The organism is Ruegeria sp. AB6 (assembly GCF_056542685.1).
Genome location: NZ_JBQGAD010000005.1, coordinates 185,738 through 201,836, shown reverse-complemented (window position 1 = coordinate 201,836; position 16,099 = coordinate 185,738). Strand labels below are relative to the sequence as shown.

Sequence of the window (16,099 nt, the reverse complement as noted above, 5' to 3'; positions counted from 1 at the left end):
GCGGCTAGGCCTGTTCAATATTGCCAAGCAGGATAGTGGTCATATCTGCGGTGATCACGTTGTCTACGGCAACGATATCGACCCCTGTTTCGTAGGACACATTGTTCGGCGTGATGCCGCTGAGATCCGCATCATCGTCCAAGAACACCCATTCCGGCGAATGTGGGGTAGATTGCCCAACAGAAACCTGCAAAATCGCCAGCGCGTCCAACGCATTTACAGTGCCGTCTTGCGTGATGTCGGCCGCAATCAGATTCTCGGCCGAGGCCGGTCCCCATGTTGGTTCAAGCCCGACGGAAATACGCAAAACCTGAAGCGCGTCTAGAGCATTGATATCGGCACTTGCCGTTGAATAGCCCTTGATCACGTCAAACTCACCCGAGAACATCCCAGGAGGAAGGTCAAAGTCGAATACACCATTCTCGTCCGCGCGCACGGTCAAAATGCCCCCGCCTTCGAGCGCTAACTGGATTTCTGCATTGGCCAAAGCTGGATTCTGCGTTTGGGAATCGATCGAGATATCGCCCAGAACACCATCCGAGCTACCGGGGTCCAGGCCCCCCAAAGTCCCCAGGTCCACGGGTATATGATCGGGGCCACCAAAGCCCGCGCCGAATACCTGTTGCTCGGACAATGGACCTCCCGCAGCGGATATGAGTTCGACCGTAGTGTCCAGAAACTCTATCCAGGCCCCCTGACCTGTAGCCGTGAATGTAAGTTGATCCGGCGTGCGCAGCAGTGGGAAATCGAACATGTCCAGACGGTCTGTACCCGCCTCGAAATCAGTAATGATCACAGGGGCGCTGCCATGCTGCATGACGAAAATATCCGCTCCGGCCCCACCGGTCATCTCCGTGGCTCCGGCACCGGCGATCAGGATGTCATCTCCCGCCCCACCCGACAAATTCGTGTCGAGAATACCTCCGTTAAGCATGTCGTTTTGATTTGTGCCAGTGATCGTGCCAAACCCTTCCTGCACGATCCCCAGATCAGAGAGGTCGACTGTCAATTGCGTCAGACCACCATCCTGTTGTGAGGAGGCAAATATTTGCAGCTCATCCCCGACATGAGCCGTGATCACCGTCTCAACATTCTGTAGTCCGGTGTCCAACGTGTCGGCAAAACTGTCCAGGTAAACCAGTTGCCCGCCTGGTGTCATCGTGAAAAGTGTGACCCCGTCATCGCCTCCCCCAGCCACTAAGAACACATGGCCGTCCACCTCGATGACGGACATGTCCTGAAGGGTTTCGAACCGCGTGTGCAACGAATCCAACACGTGATCCGTGGGTACAAGCGAACCCGAGGCATCCAGCTTCATCAAGCTGATGGAATTGCTCTGCGCCCCGGCGACGACGACCCATGACTGACCGTACGCTTGCACCACGTCAACCGCGGTAGGCACTGCAATGCCCAGTTGGTTCAGCGCCTCGCTGTTATCAACTTCTGACAGTCCCCCCGTGGCGGAATCCACTGTGTAAATCGCGATGGAATCCGTCTCTGCATCAGAGGCCACCACGACATTCTCACTGCCAAATTGAATGACCTCCATCGAGTCGGCGCGACCGGCGATGGATCCCGACACCGTCAGACTTCCGTCCGGATTCACTAGATAGGTCGAGATTTGACCCGTATCTTCATGGGCCAAGGCCAGCACTCCACCCGTCTCAACCGAGTATTGCACAAGCGCGGAAACATCTCCGCCCCCGATCAGACTGTCGGTGGTCTGTAACGTTCCGACAGTTCCATCTGGATTAAGTGTGTATCCTACCAATCCCGTGACCAAATCGACATCCAGAATCAGTTGGTCACTACCGGCAAGCGTCACGAGCTCGGCACTATTGCCTATTTGTTGCGAAATCGTCCCGCTGTAATATTGAATGTCTTGCTGTTGCGGAACAATGCCTTCTAGCAGCTTCCAAACCGTGATGCCGCCTCCAGGGCCCGTCACGCTGTATAGAAACGTGTCCCCGTTAAACGTTTTTAAAGCCGTATCGCTGATACCTGAATCGAGCGCTACGCTTCCCGTTGCAACCACGCCTTCGAACTGAAGCATCATGTCAAATCACCCCGTGCCACACTTGGCTTTAATGACAGGATGATCTGATGCCCGGTCCGAAACCAAAGCACAAATGTGGTGAAAACGGGAAGTTCGGCATCAGTTTAACTCAATTTTTTCTGGTCCGACCGCATGAGTCACTGGAGGGCAAGACAGATGAACAAGAGCTGGACCCCTTGGGCGGACGCGGACACCACATGTGAGGGTAAGATGACCAAAGACCACGATTCCAATCGCCACGCGAACAACCCCGTGACCGGGGTCGAGGACAAAGCGCAGATTCGTCGTTGGCTTGATGACAAAATGCGCCGCTGGGCAGGTCGGGGTCTTGCAGGTGGGTTGGGCTCAACGCTGATGGCGCTGCCTGCTCTGGGGCAAGCCACGATCGAAGAGCTTTACGCCTTTCAATTCGCCGAAACCATCCCAGGTGTCAGATCGGTCAAACTGCTAAAAGATGGCGATGTCCTGGTTAAATTGGCGAACGGGAAATCGATGATCGTGGCGGCAGAGAACATCCAGATTCTCGATAGTGGTGCAATCATGATCGCGGAAGATATCGTGGCTGAGATTGCGCAGTTCAGCCTGGCCGCAGAAGCGGGCGGCGCGGCTGCCGCAAGTGGCATCAGTGGGGTTGGCGCTGCCGCACTAGGTGGACTTGGTTTGGCCGGGGCGGCCGCTGCTGCAGGCGGCGGGGGCGGAGGCGGGGGCGATGATCCCGCTCCGGCACCAACATATCCCCACCTGAATTTGGCAGGAGCCCAATCCAACGCGCTGAGCAGCACCGCACTAAATTCGGTCACGCCCGATGGGACAACAGATATCGAAGTGTCGATCGGATCCGTTTCCGTATTGGTGGAGCCCGAACCAGACGGAAGCTGGAACGTTGCACTGACACCCGACCAAGCGGCAAACCTTCCCCAAGGTGTCAACACCGTTACGATCCGTCATCTTGACGGCTACGGGAACGAACTGGTGGTCGAAAACGTGACCTTCAATGTCGATACAATTGCTCCGACGCTGGCAATAACCGATTTCTCGCACGGCGCGGTTGTGAACGCCATTGAGCAAGGAAACGACCTTACCGTATCCGGAGCTTCGGACGCTGAAAACGGGCAAACCATCACGGTGTCCGTCAACGGACAAGTCTATTCAGCCACGGTGAACGCAGGCCAATGGACAGCGACAATACCAGCGGCAGACTTGTCAGCTTTGCCAGATGGAACAACTATTTCGGTAACAGCAGATGTGACAGACGCTGCGGGCAACCCTGCGCCACAGGCAACAGGCAGCTTTGAAACGGATTTCACCGCGCCCACGTTGACCCTCAATCCGGTAGCTGGCGGATCCATCGACCTGATTGACGTAGGGAGTGACCTTAATATTACCGGGACGACCACGGCTGCGGATGGCGAAATAGTCTCGCTTGACTTCAATGGGCAGGTCTACACGGGCACCGCATCCGGAGGAAACTGGACTGTCACAATCCCCGCCGCGGACCTAAGCGGACTGTCGACCGGCACACCTGTCGCAATTGGCGTTTCAGTAGCAGATGCGGCTGGCAACATTTCTACCTTGGTCAACGCATCTATTCCGGTCGACTTGACCGGGCCATCGATCTCGATCGCAACCCTCCCCGTTGGCGACGCACTGAACACGGCGGAAGTGACATCAGACCTGACAATTTCCGGGACGACGGCAAATGTTCAGGATGGTCAAACCGTAACCGTCACACTGGACGGCCAGACCTATACAGGTACGGTCACAAGTGGAGTATGGAACGTTACTATCCCTGCATCCGATCTCGGCGCATTGACCGATGGCGGAACATTTTCCATCACAGCAGATGTGTCTGACACGGATGGATTGATAGCACCGCAAGCCAGCACGGCCATCGTCAAGGACGTCACCGCGCCGACCCTTAGCATCGACAGTTTTTCGGCTGGCGCTGTCATGAATGCATCCGAGAAGGGTACGGATCTGACAATCACTGGCACCACCAACGCCGAAGACGGGCAAACGGTCACCGTCAATCTCGGAGGCCAATCCTACACCGCTACGGTATCTGGCGGCGCGTGGACAGCAACTGCTCCTGCGAGTGACGTAGCCGCCCTATCGGACGGCGCAACCATCGCCGTCACCGCTGATGTTTCCGACGAGGCCGGAAACCCAGCTGTACGAGCCACAAGCAGCTTTGACACCGACTTTTCCGCACCCTCAATCAACGTGACTTCACTTTCGGACGGGCCTGTTCTGAACTTCGCAGAACTTAGTACCAACCTCGTGGTTTCCGGCACCTCCGATGCGGGCGACGGAGCTGTCGTTTCCGTCCAAATTGTCCGGGGGGATGGCACCGTAGACGTCGCAGGGACCGCCACTGTGAATTCGGGAAGCTGGTCGTTTACCGCGACACCTTCTGACCTGACTGAATTACAAGACACGGAATCCTACACCGTATCCGCCTCTGTTTCCGACACGGCAGGCAATACCGCATCCGACATCAGCACTTTCGATACCGATTTTTCAGCGCCTGTCATAGCGATTGACCCGTTAGCTGTCGGATCTACGCTGGACATCGCGGAAAGGGGCTCGGACCTGACGGTATCCGGCACCACGACCGCTGAGGATGGGCAAACTGTTACGGTCTCTCTGAACGGTCAGGACTATGTCGCCACGATTGCTTCGGGAAGTTGGAGCGCGACCATCCCTTCTGGAGATCTCGGCAGCCTGGCAGACACAACAGCCTTCACCATAAGCGCAAATGTCGCTGATTTGGCAGGCAATCCGGCGACACCGGCGACGGCAGCGATAACGACGGATTTCCGCCCGATACTATCCTTGAATTCCACGGGTACCAACGGATCGGTCTTGCTCGCAGACGCGCAGAGTACGGGGCTCACAGTCTCTGGAAGTTCGATAGGTCTTACAGCAGGACAGACTGTTAGTGTAACCCTGAACGGAACACCTGTGGGGACAGCCTCGGTTGGCGCAGACGGGACATGGTCTTTGCCGGTCCCTTCAAGCGACTTTGCTGGTCTAAACGCTGGTGACGACCTCACTTTTCAAGTTCAGGCAACAGTTACGGGTGGGCCGGATCCCGCACCTACAACGGATACAACAACCGCGTATTTACCCGCCGCATACACAATCTCGGAAGTCAGCAACGATGGTTCTTCGGTGATATTCCAAATTCACGCCGACCCGAACCGCGATATCTCGGGCGGGCTGGCCGTCACAGCAGAAATCGGATTTGATCCGGCCGTTGTCACAATCAACCCTACCTCCATTTCCGAGAACAGTGATTTCGGGCTTTTCCTGACCAATCCAGTCGGAGCATCAGCTGTCAACATCGCGGGGGTCGCAACGACCTACTCGGACCTGTCACAACCCGTTGTGACATTTACCGCGGCTGTCGTTGATCCTTCCAAACCAATCATTCTGACCATAGATACGCCCGACGGTGGTCCTTCGGTCTACCAATTGGGCAGTGGAGGAGACGATACGCTCACCGCAAACGCCGTCGATAATTTCCTGCAAGGTTTCGGAGGAAACGACACCATAGACGTATCGAACGCAGGGCGGGATGTCGTGGTCTTCGAAGCTACGCCAGCAGCGAACGGCGTGGACACCATTACGGGCTTTACGCTCGGCGCAAAGGCTGAGGTCACAGATGCGATTATGTTCAATGGGTTCGACAGTACCACACTGCGGGGAGACGGAACTAATTTCGAAACCCTGGAACTGGGAGACGCCGTTGGCACAAATACTGGTTTCGTGGGTCTTACGACCGTTTTGGTAGATTTGAGCGCAGGCACAATTGAAAACGCTGTCGAGAGTTTGAGCGATCTGCAAGCGGGTGACGAAATCTATGTCATGGCGACAGATGGCAATGACAGCGTGTTGGTCCATGTCGAATACAGTGCACCAAATGCAGCATCGGTTGAAACAGTTGCAGAATTCACAGGGCTGGACGACCTAAGCGGTTTGTCCCCCGACAATATCCTGCACACCGACCCAACTGGCGCATCCGCCTGATCCAACGACACTGCCAAATTTGAAAATCGGCGGTGTCTTATATCCGCATGAGGTGAATATGGCACAGAACGGTCAGTTTCCACTGACGTTTTCGAGGTACCAAGGAAAATACTGGAAACGTTTTACCTCTTTTCGCTTTGCGCAAAACCTCACAGAATGTCCGATCGTCGAGAAAGAGATTCGTCAGGTTGCGGCGGCTTTTCCGATCGTGTTTCGGCGCGCGGGCACTGAAATTCACCCCTTTGCTTTGCTGAGTCTAAGCGGCGCCCGCACCCCTTTCGTCTCAGATGATGGGCGATGGTTGGCAGGCTATGTTCCATCCGATTTGCGCTGTCCTCCTTTTCGCTGGCGCACCAGTCAAGATCCAGCCAAGCAGGACTTGAACGCAGAGGGGCTTTTGGTCGACGAGTCACTGGGGTTTGTAGGTCAGGATGGAGAACCCTTCTTCAATGCCAGCGGTGATCTAACGCCTGAACTGCGCCAGGTCTTTGGCTTCTTAAAAATGCGGGCTCAAAACGAACAGAAAACCGCAGCGATTTGCAATAAATTGGATACGTTTGACTTGCTGCAATCCGCCGGAATGCACGAAGGAATCGAATTTCCCGAAGGTATTCTTACCGTAGATTCTGGAAAGCTGGCGGCCCTGACCGACAAAGACAAATTGGCGCTGATCAATGATGGAACGCTGCGGCTGGTTCACGCCCATCAAGTGTCGTTGTCTCATTGCGCTTGGCTGGCAAGCGCCGAGCGAAATCTGACAACTTTTCAAGTCCAAACCTCGTACACCGAAAATTCAGATCTATCGGGTTTCCTCGGCGCAATGGCCCTCGCCCAATGGAACGAAATTCAACAAAACGGTAGTTATTAAATGCGGCTATCCCCTAGAAGACTGGTCCTTTACTTCATCCTCTCAGGCTGGCTTACCGCTTGCGCTTTCGGACCGGATTTATCTTATGTCGACTCGTCTCTTTCCACTGGTGCAGTCGGTCGCGGGGCCACTGCTCCTTCACTGACCCTGCTTCGAACGTCTTTTGGGCAACGCGTTAAGCAGGCGGTCGAGAACAACCCGAGCCTTGCAGAAAGTGAAAGCCGCTATAAAAGAGCTACCGCAACCGAAGAAGCGGCACGTGGAGCTTTTCTTCCCCAAGTAAATCTCGGTCTCAGCGCTCGATCGCAACGATCCGATTCCGACCTTGCGAATTTCACGCCCTACGTTCGTATTTCCCAACTCGTCTATGATGGCGGGGTCGCCTCCAGTGAGCTAACCGCAGCAAAAGCGCGCGTCCTAGAAAGCAGGGGAGACCAACTGCAAACAGGGTCCGCAATAGCTCTTGCAGCAATCGAAGCGTACGTTTCGGTTCTCAGCCGTCGTGAGATTTTCAACATTTCAGTTCGAAACGTCGAAGTTCACGAAGATATCCTGCACCAGATCACTGAAAGGTCCTTTCTTGGTGCCGGATCAACGGCGGATGTCATGGCGGCGCGATCTCGAATGGCGGATGCGCAGACACGCCTCGCAGATGCACGCGCCAGAATCGACCGTGCCGAAGCGCAATTCCGCGACATCTTCGGTCAACAGGCCGGGGATCTATCGAAGCCGGCAAAGGCGCCGAAGCTGACGCGAACAGACACGGAAATTGTAGTGAACAGCCCTCAGGTCAGACGAGCAGACGCGGCCTTATTGGCCGCTAAGGCAGATTTGACAGCGGCTTTGGCACGCCGTCGTCCGGGCGTTGAATTGGCTGCCTTTGCAGACCGCGACGATGACGATGACACAGATTTCGGAATTGACCTGTCCGTGAACTATGAGCTGGATAGCACCGGCCAGCGCCGCGCTTCGATTTCTGCCGCTGAAGCCAGAGTAAGCGAAGCCGAATTCGCGCGCGAGACGCTGATACGAGATATCCGGCGCGAGCTTGACTTTATTCGCTCTGACCAGCAAGCCGGCGCCAAGCGACTGCAAGCTGCCAAGATCGCCGCGAAGGCAAACGAAGACAGCGTGGAGGCAGCGCGGGCGCAATTCACCATAGGTCGGCGTAGTCTCATCGAAATTCTCGACGCCCAACGTGACTATGTAAACGCTCAGGAAAGGCTGATCCTGGCAGATCAGAATTTCTTTTTGACGAACTATGCTGCGCTCAGTTTGACAGGTGACATTTTGGACCTTCTCGGCCTTGAGGTCGTGACCCAGGGGGCAAGACAATGACACAACAACAAATTCTGATTGGGCCGTCCAAAACGTCTGGGCTTGAAACGTGTTTTTTGCATGTTGCAGCTCATCTCGATCGTCCACTTACAAGCGCTGCATTGAATGCCGCACTAACCGGAGACGGCGACGGGCTGACCATTCACGACCTGCTCGAGGTGGCTCAGAATGCTGGGTTGCAAGCCGGTTATGGGCGTTGGGCGCTCGGGGATTTGGACAGTAGTTTTACGCCCGCAATTTTACTTCTGACAGATCAACACGCCGTCGTCTTTCACGGTTTTTCAGAAAACGGCGATCTCCTGATTTTTGACCCAAAGATGGGAAACGAAATAACCGAGATCGAAGGGGCTAAGTTGGCAACGATCTACACTGGCTACGCGATTTTGTTTCGGCGCGTGCACAACGAAGATCATAACAGGACATTCAGACCCGAGACCGGTCATTGGTTTTGGTCGGCCATTGGTTCAAACCGCTGGTCCTACGCGCAAGTTGCGCTTGCGGCGGCGGTGGCAAATTTGCTCGGGCTTTCCACATCTGTCTTTATCATGGTGGTCTATGATCGAGTGCTACCCAATGAAGCAACTGAATCGCTGATCGCATTGACCCTTGGTGTCGGTCTAGCACTGGTATTCGACTTCGTCCTGAAACTGTTGCGCGCCGGGTTTATCGACCGAGCAGGTCAAAAATCGGACAGGATGATGGGACGACGTATTTTCGATCACCTTCTCAACATTCAGATGAAATCCAGAACCGGATCGACGGGCGCTATGGCCAGCACAGTTCGCGAGTTTGAAACGCTGCGCGAGTTTTTCACCTCGGCAACCTTGGTTGCTGTCGTAGATCTGCCTTTTGTCGCTTTGTTCGTATTCGTCATCCACCTTGTTGGTGGCCCTCTTGCCATAATACCGGCCATGGCAGTGCCAATCGTGTTGCTTTCGGGGCTGGCCGTGCAACCGTTTTTGTCCCGGTTGGCCGAACAAAGCTTTTCCGGAGGGCAATCCAAACAATCCGTTTTGGTCGAAACGGTTTCGGGACTTGAAACCATCAAAACGACGGCCGCTGCCAATCAGATGCGTTGCCGTTGGGAAGGTGCGGTCGAACGGCAGGCATCACACAGTGTAAAAAGTCGAGCTATTACTCAATTGGCTCTGAACCTGACAGGGTTCACTCAGCAAGCAGCCCAGGTCTTGATCGTGTTCTATGGTGTCTTTCTGATCACCGAAGGGGCGACCAGTATGGGTGCCCTTGTCGCCTCGGTCATGTTAACCGGTCGGGCTCTGGCTCCTTTGGGGCAACTCGCGCAAACGTTGACACGCGCAAATCAGGCGCGCAGCGCGTACCGCAATCTGAACGCGCTGATGGAAGCAGAAAGCGAGCGTCCCCAAGGGAGGACATGGATCACCCGTGGCACTATTGAAGGACGTATCGCATTTAAGAACGTCTCGTTTTCTTACCCTGGTCAAACCCGTGACACCCTCAGCGATGTGTCCTTCGAAATTGAAGTTGGCGAAAAAGTCGCAATTCTAGGCCCCATCGGGTCGGGCAAAAGCACTATCTCGCGGCTATTGCTGGGTCTCTACCAGCCCCGCGCAGGGTCAGTGATGCTGGATGGTGTAGACATCCGACAAATTGATCCAGGCGACCTGCGGCGCAACATTGGTTCAGTGCTTCAAGACATATGGCTGTTTTCGGGAACGATCCGTGAAAACATTGCCAGTGGCACGATCAGGCCGCAAGATCAGGACCTAATTGACGCAGGGCAAGTTGCCGGAGTGGAAGATTTCATCGCCGACCATCCTGGCGGTTATGACCAGCCTCTTGCCGAACGTGGCGAGGGATTGTCCGGTGGGCAACGCCAAGCCATTGCCTTGGCACGGGCTTTGATTGGCCGTCCTCCAGTACTTTTACTGGACGAACCCACGAGCGCGATGGATGTGAAAACCGAGGCTGAGGTCATAAAGCGCCTGCATAGCGCTACCAAACGCGACACGATGATTATCGTGACCCATCGCACCAGCCTTCTGGCGCTTGTTGACCGGATTATCGTGATCGAAAACGGACAGGTTGCCGCAGATGGGCCAAAATCGATTTTGACACGGCAGCCACGCCCCAATGGGAGGCATCTGAATGTCGCAGCATCCTGACTTTGCATCATTGGCCAATGAAATAAGGGGGCAATCTCCTTGGCGCGGTTCTGTGTTGTTGTTTGCAATTCTGGCTTGCCTGCTGACAGTAGGGTTCTGGGCGTATTTTACTGAGTTGGACGACGTCACACGCGTGGACGGGCGCATCGTTCCATCAGCCAATGTTCAACTCATCGACGCCACAGAATCCGGCGTATTGCGATCGCTGCACGTCAAAGAAGGCCAAATCGTGGATGAGGGCACATTGTTGATGGAGTTCGACACCACGCAAATAGACAGCCAACTCAACCAGGAACAACAAAGGGCTTTTGGCTTGATGGCCAGAGTCCACCGGTTGCAGGCGGAAATAAACGAAACCGAATTGCGATTTGCGCCAAGGCTGGTCGAAGGCGCGCCGGAAGTCGTCAGATCGGAAGCGGCCCTATTTGACGCTCGGCAATCCGAGTTGAGATCTGAGATCGCGATCCTGGAGCGACAACGACAACAACGTCAGCGGGAATACGAGGAAAGCTTGGTTGATCAGGTAACTGCCGACGAAACCTTGCAAATCCTGGCAGAGGAACGCGCCATCATGACACCATTGGTCGAACAGCGTATGGAACCTGCGACGACACTGCTGACGTTGCGACGAAATGAGGCCGAATGGGAGGGGCGGCGTACACGGGCCGTTGCGATCACACATCGCTTGAAAACCGGGCTGGATGAAATTGACGATCGGATTTTAGCAGCGCAAAGCCGGTTTCGAAGCGCAGCATTGACCGATTTGGCGATCACCACGGCAGAACTTGCGACCCTACAACCTCTTTTACCGGCGCTTAAGGATCGTGCCGAACGTGCTCAAGTCAAATCCCCAATGCGCGGCGTGGTTAATCGGATCTACCGTACTACGATCGGAGGGCTGGCCAGAAGCGGAGAAGAGTTGATCGAGATTATCCCTCTCGACGATCGCTTGTTGGTCGAGGCCTATGTAAAACCGGAAGATATCGCCTTTCTGCGCGCAGGGCAGCCGGTCAAAGTAAAGATTACGGCCTACGACTTTGCCCGTTATGGTGCATTGGATGGCCAGATCACGCGGATTGGGGCCAACACCATCACCCGGTCCGAGCGAAATGACGAAGAGGTTTTTGTCGTCGAAATTCAGACCAAACACTCGATTTTGGATGCCAATGGTGTAGAAGTGGAAATCATCCCAGGCATGATCGCAGAAGTGGATATTTTGTCGGGCAAGAAAACCGTGCTGGACTACGTTTTGCGTCCCGTCGTCAAAGTCAAAGACCAAGCGTTTCGCGAATAGTCCCGTCTGAAAGCCTCTGCATCTCATGTACAAACTGGGCAGCGGGGTCTCGACGACTATGAGACCGTCCGATCAGGCCCACTCGACATCCCCCAGAAAAATATATCCTGCGCCATAAATCGTCTTGATCAGACGCGGGTTTTTAGGGTCTTCACCCAGCTTCGTCCGCAGCCGAGATATGCGCACATCCATGGCCCTGTCAAAACTGTCACCGGCTCCCCCACCCAGCGCCTCTTGCATCTGAGCGCGGCTGATCAAGCGTTTAGGACTTTCAAGAAATAGTCGTAGAACTTCGCCTTCCGCATGGCTGAACGAAGTTTCCGCACCATCCTCGTTCTCAAGGATGTAGCGATCGAAATAAGCCGACCAGCCGTTAAAGCGGGCCGTATCCGACTGCACGGCCTGTACCCGCGGCGATCGCAATCGGGCGCGGATACGCGCAACAACTTCGGCAGGATCAAAGGGTTTGGTGATATAGTCATCGGCCCCCAATTCAAGCCCTGTGACGCGGTCCTGAACTTGCGCTCGGCCGGAAATGATGATGACTGCCGCGCCTTGCTCCAACGCCAACCGGTGCACCAGCGCCAAGCCGTCCGTGTCGGGCAGAGACAGATCCACAAGGCAGACATCGGGTGTGGCGCGTTTTAGCGACGCCTCGAATTCGCGGGCTCGGGCGAAGCTTTGAGTCCGGAACCCGGCATCTTCCAGGGCATCGGTCAGGATGCGGCGGATTTCAGGTTCGTCATCGACGATGGTGACCAATGGCTGTGTCATCAAGCAACCTCGGATCGGAGAAGGGCGGAAAGTTGTGCCCGCGTAAAGGGTTTGCGCAGAACAGGGGCGCGCGTCAGAGCTTCGCGGTGCAACGGGTCGGAATATGGCAGGGATGTCATCAGGATTGTTGGTAAACGTGACCGCATCCGTGTCAGCAAGTCCAAACCGGTTGCATCCCCTTCAAGCCGAATATCTGACAAAACCAACGCGATGTCGTTCAGGTCACTGGTCAAAGCCAGCGCTTCATCGGCAGAGGTGGCTTCGATTACAGTGAACCCCAGATCAATCAGCATATCGCGAAAGTTCTGGCGCAAGGCATCGCTATCTTCGACCAACAAGACCAACCCTTCCTGCACCGGCGGCGCGGGACGATAGGGCAGGCGCAGGACGACGGATGCACCGGACGGCGTGTTGCGCAGGCTCAGATCGCCGCCTGCCAGTTTCACCGTGTCATAGACCATTGGCAGCCCTAGGCCCGATCCTTTGTCGCCCTTGGTGGTAAAGAACGGGTTCAGCGCCTTGTCCAGCGCCTCGGGCGAGAAACCGGGGCCGGTATCGGACACCGCAATTTCGATCCAGATCGTCCCGATCGTATGTGCGCTGATCGTCACCTGCCCCGAGCCGCCACAAGCATCGCGCGCATTCAGAACCAGGTTCAGCAATGCGTCCTGCACCATGCCCGGATCCAGCATCAGCGCCTCATCGGGCAGAGTATTCACCACCGAAAGACCCACGCCGCGTGGCAGAGAGGGTGAGGCAAGGATACGCAAATCCTCTAACAAACCTCGCATATCGGTTGCCTTGGGCTGCGGCGTTCTGCTGCCGGTCATGTCGGCGATGCGGTTTAGAAGCTGGCCGCCTCGGCGCGCCGTCTGTTGCGTGGCGGCCACCAGTTCTCGGGCGCTTTCGGGCAGATCCATCTTTTGCAGCCGCGACTGTATGCCCAGAATGATCGTCAAAAGGTTCGAGAAATCGTGCGCCAGCCCGCTGGTCATCTGCGCAGCCATCGCCCGACGGCGTGTTTGTTGCAGTGCGACTCTGGCCTGCGTTTCTTCGGTGATGTCCACCGACATGACATAGACGCCTCCTTCGCCATCTGGCGTGAACGAGACCCGAATGCGACGAGAATCCTGATCCTCGTTAAACTCGAAAACCGAGGGTTCTCCGCCATAGGCATTTTGCAAATGCGCTTCGACCCGGAGATATGTGGCCGATCCCAACGCTTGCGAAATATGCATCCCAAGTATATCGGACGGCCGGCCAGGCAGTACGGTGCTCAGACGGCGGTTCGAGTAGTCATAGCGTCCCTCAGAATCCAGATGCGCGATATGGGCTGGCATCATTTCTGTCGTCATCCGGGTACGGGCTTCGATCTCGGTCAACTGTCGCTTGGCTTCCTCTAGCGCCGAGATCGTCGCAGCCAGTTTCCGGTTTGTTGCTGTCAATTCTTCGGCCCGGTCCAGAAGTTGTTCGGACAATTCCTCGGATCGGGCACGCAACAGGGCCTCAGCCTGTTTGGTGTTGGTTATGTCGGTATAAACGGCGACCCAGCCACCTTTAGGAAGCGGTGCCCCCTCGACCGAGATCACCTGCCCATTGGCCCGCACGCGTTCCATATAATGGGGTTCGAAAGCAAGTGCCTGTTGGACACGCTGTTCAACGATTGTATCGACATCGGCTACGTCGCCATATTCGCCAAGTTCGGCAAGATATCGGATCGTGTCATGAAAGAACGCGCCGGGCTGGACCAAGCGATCCGGCAAATCGAACATTTCCTGAAACGGACGATTACTGACGACCATCCGCAACTGGCTGTCATAGATCGACAGCCCCTGACCAATCAGGTTTAGGCCTGCGGTCGTCATGGCCTTTATGTTCTTGTCAGTTAAGTCCAAACCCGTCCTCCCCGACATATGCGTAGCACCGGATCTTTCACAGGTGTAGAGGGCACAGGCGCGACATTCGCGCCAGTGCGTTTCAATAGCGTTTTTGCACCTTCGGTCCATCCGAGGTGATGGAATGCAAGGACAGCGCATGATCCGTATTGCGCATCCGGTGACGTAGCATCTGCCGCCCCAAACGGGCCAGATCGATCGCAAATGCGGGGTCGTTGGCTACGTTTTGCATTTCACCGGACTGTTGGTGATCGAATAGAATGGGCGGCAGGTCGGCGGCAAATTCGACCAAAGTAAACCGCGCGTCGCGCAAGATGGACAGGTTCGAGTCGCTATGGCCGGTTCCAAGCCGCTGTTGCCATAGAGTTTTTGCTTGCGGATCTCCGAAATCCAGTTCGCTGTAGGTATAATTGCGCCAATCTTCGGGCGCGTCCCCCGTCAGCAAGGGCAGCAATGACCGTCCGTCCATCGCATTGGGCGGCGTCCGGCCAACCCAGTCGAGGATGGTGGGCGCGATATCAATGGACTCGGTCGGAACGGTCACAACCTGACCGGCCTGTGCCTGATTGCCCGGCACCCGAATGATCAGTGGCGTATGATAGGCGGCGTCAAACACCGTCATTTTGCCCCAGCTATGATGATCGCCCAGCATCTCGCCATGGTCTGCGGTCACTACGATAAGCGTCTGCTCATACTGGCCACTGTCTTTCAAAAACTGGATAACGCGCCCAATATGGTGATCGACCTCTGTGGTCAGGCCCAGATAGACGGACCGCAATGTCTGAATATTCTGATCACTCGGTTCGACTTCATCGAACCCCAACACAACGTCACCTGCGCTATGGCGATCTATGGTCGGCTCAAAGAACGGGTGCATGGCGCGATCTTTCGCCTCGTCTGCGTGCCGGATCGGCAAAGGCAACGCGGCGGGATCATACATGTCGTTATAGGGCGACGGGGCCACCAGCGGCGGATGCGGCCGGATATAGGTCAAATGCGCAAACCAGCCCTGACCGGCCATCGGCGCCATATGGTTCAGGAAGCTGTCCGTCAGAAAGGCTGTGTCGCTGTCCTCGGCCCGGTAAGGTGCGGGATCGTTCAGCCTTGGCGCGCCACCGTCGGGCGCGGTTGGCTTGTGAAGATCCCAATAGTCCTGAAACGCATAGCCCTTTTGCATCAGATGGGCGCGCCAAGGATAGGATTCCTCCAACCGCATCTCCAGCACTTCGTCAAATCCCGGCATCGGATGCTCATAAGATTTGAGGATCGGGTCTGACGCATCATAGGCTCTTGGGTCCGCCGACGTATCGGTATAGCCGAACAACATCGGGCGATATCCGGCCTTTCGCATTTCCGACGCGATGCTGGGCGTGTCATGCCGCAGGGGCGTTCCGTTGCGCACAGACCGGTGGTTCATCGCATATTGCCCGGTCAGGATAGATGCCCGTGACGGCCCGCAGGGATTGGTGACGGAAAAATGGCGGTCAAAGCGGACGGCATCAGCTATCAACGCCCTGAGATTCGGCAGCTCGATACAATCCGCCAGAGCGCCTCTCAGACAATCTGCCCGAAGCTGATCAATAACAATGAAAAGGACATTCCCCGACTGCGGCATGTCAATTCTCTCAAACCCGAATTTAACCTGCGGCCACACTGTCCTGAACAGGTGAATTGAGCAATAGGTATAGACTATGCGCA

The 16,099-nt window shown here is 55.7% G+C and carries 10 protein-coding genes; 6 read left to right on the top strand and 4 right to left on the bottom strand.

Annotated features, from left to right (window positions below):
* Positions 1 to 4: 4 nt before the first annotated feature.
* The gene (locus ACR0DB_RS12635; protein ID WP_480551297.1) at positions 5 to 2,056 is read right to left on the bottom strand and encodes a dockerin type I domain-containing protein; all 2,052 of its coding nucleotides are present in this window, start codon (positions 2,054 to 2,056) and stop codon (positions 5 to 7) included.
* Positions 2,057 to 2,212: 156 nt separating this feature from the next.
* Between ACR0DB_RS12635 and ACR0DB_RS12630 the strand changes: the two genes are divergently transcribed.
* The 5 genes from ACR0DB_RS12630 to ACR0DB_RS12610 are packed head-to-tail and all read left to right on the top strand — an operon-like array spanning position 2,213 to position 11,732.
* On the top strand, positions 2,213 to 6,088 hold the full coding sequence (locus ACR0DB_RS12630; protein ID WP_480551295.1) for a beta strand repeat-containing protein: 3,876 nt from the start codon (positions 2,213 to 2,215) through the stop codon (positions 6,086 to 6,088).
* A gap of 58 nt (positions 6,089 to 6,146) precedes the next feature.
* Positions 6,147 to 6,956, top strand: coding sequence for a SapC family protein (locus tag ACR0DB_RS12625; RefSeq protein WP_480551293.1), 810 nt, complete (start codon positions 6,147 to 6,149; stop codon positions 6,954 to 6,956).
* Positions 6,957 to 8,294 carry a TolC family protein gene (locus ACR0DB_RS12620; RefSeq protein ID WP_480551291.1) on the top strand — a complete coding sequence of 446 codons (1,338 nt, stop codon included), beginning with the start codon at positions 6,957 to 6,959 and terminating at the stop codon, positions 8,292 to 8,294.
* Positions 8,291 to 10,438: a type I secretion system permease/ATPase gene (locus ACR0DB_RS12615; RefSeq protein WP_480551289.1), complete on the top strand. Its 2,148-nt coding sequence runs from the start codon at positions 8,291 to 8,293 to the stop codon at positions 10,436 to 10,438. Before ACR0DB_RS12620 ends, ACR0DB_RS12615 begins: the two co-directional genes overlap by 4 nt.
* The gene (locus tag ACR0DB_RS12610; protein WP_480551287.1) at positions 10,422 to 11,732 is read left to right on the top strand and encodes an HlyD family type I secretion periplasmic adaptor subunit; all 1,311 of its coding nucleotides are present in this window, start codon (positions 10,422 to 10,424) and stop codon (positions 11,730 to 11,732) included. Before ACR0DB_RS12615 ends, ACR0DB_RS12610 begins: the two co-directional genes overlap by 17 nt.
* 72 nt (positions 11,733 to 11,804) lie before the next feature.
* Here the strand turns inward: ACR0DB_RS12610 and ACR0DB_RS12605 are convergent, their stop codons facing one another.
* From ACR0DB_RS12605 to ACR0DB_RS12595, 3 genes are all read right to left on the bottom strand, one after another.
* Positions 11,805 to 12,506, bottom strand: a complete 702-nt coding sequence (locus tag ACR0DB_RS12605) for a response regulator transcription factor (RefSeq protein ID WP_170785802.1) — start codon at positions 12,504 to 12,506, stop codon at positions 11,805 to 11,807.
* The gene (locus ACR0DB_RS12600; protein WP_480551285.1) at positions 12,506 to 14,419 is read right to left on the bottom strand and encodes a PAS-domain containing protein; all 1,914 of its coding nucleotides are present in this window, start codon (positions 14,417 to 14,419) and stop codon (positions 12,506 to 12,508) included. Before ACR0DB_RS12600 ends, ACR0DB_RS12605 begins: the two co-directional genes overlap by 1 nt.
* A 64-nt stretch (positions 14,420 to 14,483) precedes the next feature.
* Entirely contained in the window at positions 14,484 to 15,959 is a 1,476-nt protein-coding gene (locus tag ACR0DB_RS12595; protein WP_480551468.1) for a sulfatase-like hydrolase/transferase, read from the bottom strand.
* Here ACR0DB_RS12595 and ACR0DB_RS12590 point away from each other — a divergent pair.
* Positions 15,879 to 16,076 (top strand): hypothetical protein, encoded by a 198-nt coding sequence (locus tag ACR0DB_RS12590; protein ID WP_480551473.1) that lies wholly within the window; start codon positions 15,879 to 15,881, stop codon positions 16,074 to 16,076. The genes ACR0DB_RS12595 and ACR0DB_RS12590 overlap by 81 nt on opposite strands.
* The last annotated feature ends 23 nt before the right edge of the window (positions 16,077 to 16,099 follow it).

Excerpts from the sequence above, each read along its gene's own strand:
- ACR0DB_RS12625 (WP_480551293.1), top strand. The coding sequence starts at position 6,147 with ATGGCACAGAACGGTCAGTTTCCACTGACGTTTTCGAGGTACCAAGGA.
- ACR0DB_RS12610 (WP_480551287.1), top strand. The coding sequence starts at position 10,422 with ATGTCGCAGCATCCTGACTTTGCATCATTGGCCAATGAAATAAGGGGG.
- ACR0DB_RS12630 (WP_480551295.1), top strand. The coding sequence starts at position 2,213 with ATGAACAAGAGCTGGACCCCTTGGGCGGACGCGGACACCACATGTGAG.
- ACR0DB_RS12590 (WP_480551473.1), top strand. The coding sequence starts at position 15,879 with ATGGCGGTCAAAGCGGACGGCATCAGCTATCAACGCCCTGAGATTCGG.
- ACR0DB_RS12635 (WP_480551297.1), bottom strand. The coding sequence starts at position 2,056 with ATGATGCTTCAGTTCGAAGGCGTGGTTGCAACGGGAAGCGTAGCGCTC.
- ACR0DB_RS12600 (WP_480551285.1), bottom strand. The coding sequence starts at position 14,419 with ATGTCGGGGAGGACGGGTTTGGACTTAACTGACAAGAACATAAAGGCC.
- ACR0DB_RS12620 (WP_480551291.1), top strand. The coding sequence starts at position 6,957 with ATGCGGCTATCCCCTAGAAGACTGGTCCTTTACTTCATCCTCTCAGGC.
- ACR0DB_RS12615 (WP_480551289.1), top strand. The coding sequence starts at position 8,291 with ATGACACAACAACAAATTCTGATTGGGCCGTCCAAAACGTCTGGGCTT.
- ACR0DB_RS12605 (WP_170785802.1), bottom strand. The coding sequence starts at position 12,506 with ATGACACAGCCATTGGTCACCATCGTCGATGACGAACCTGAAATCCGC.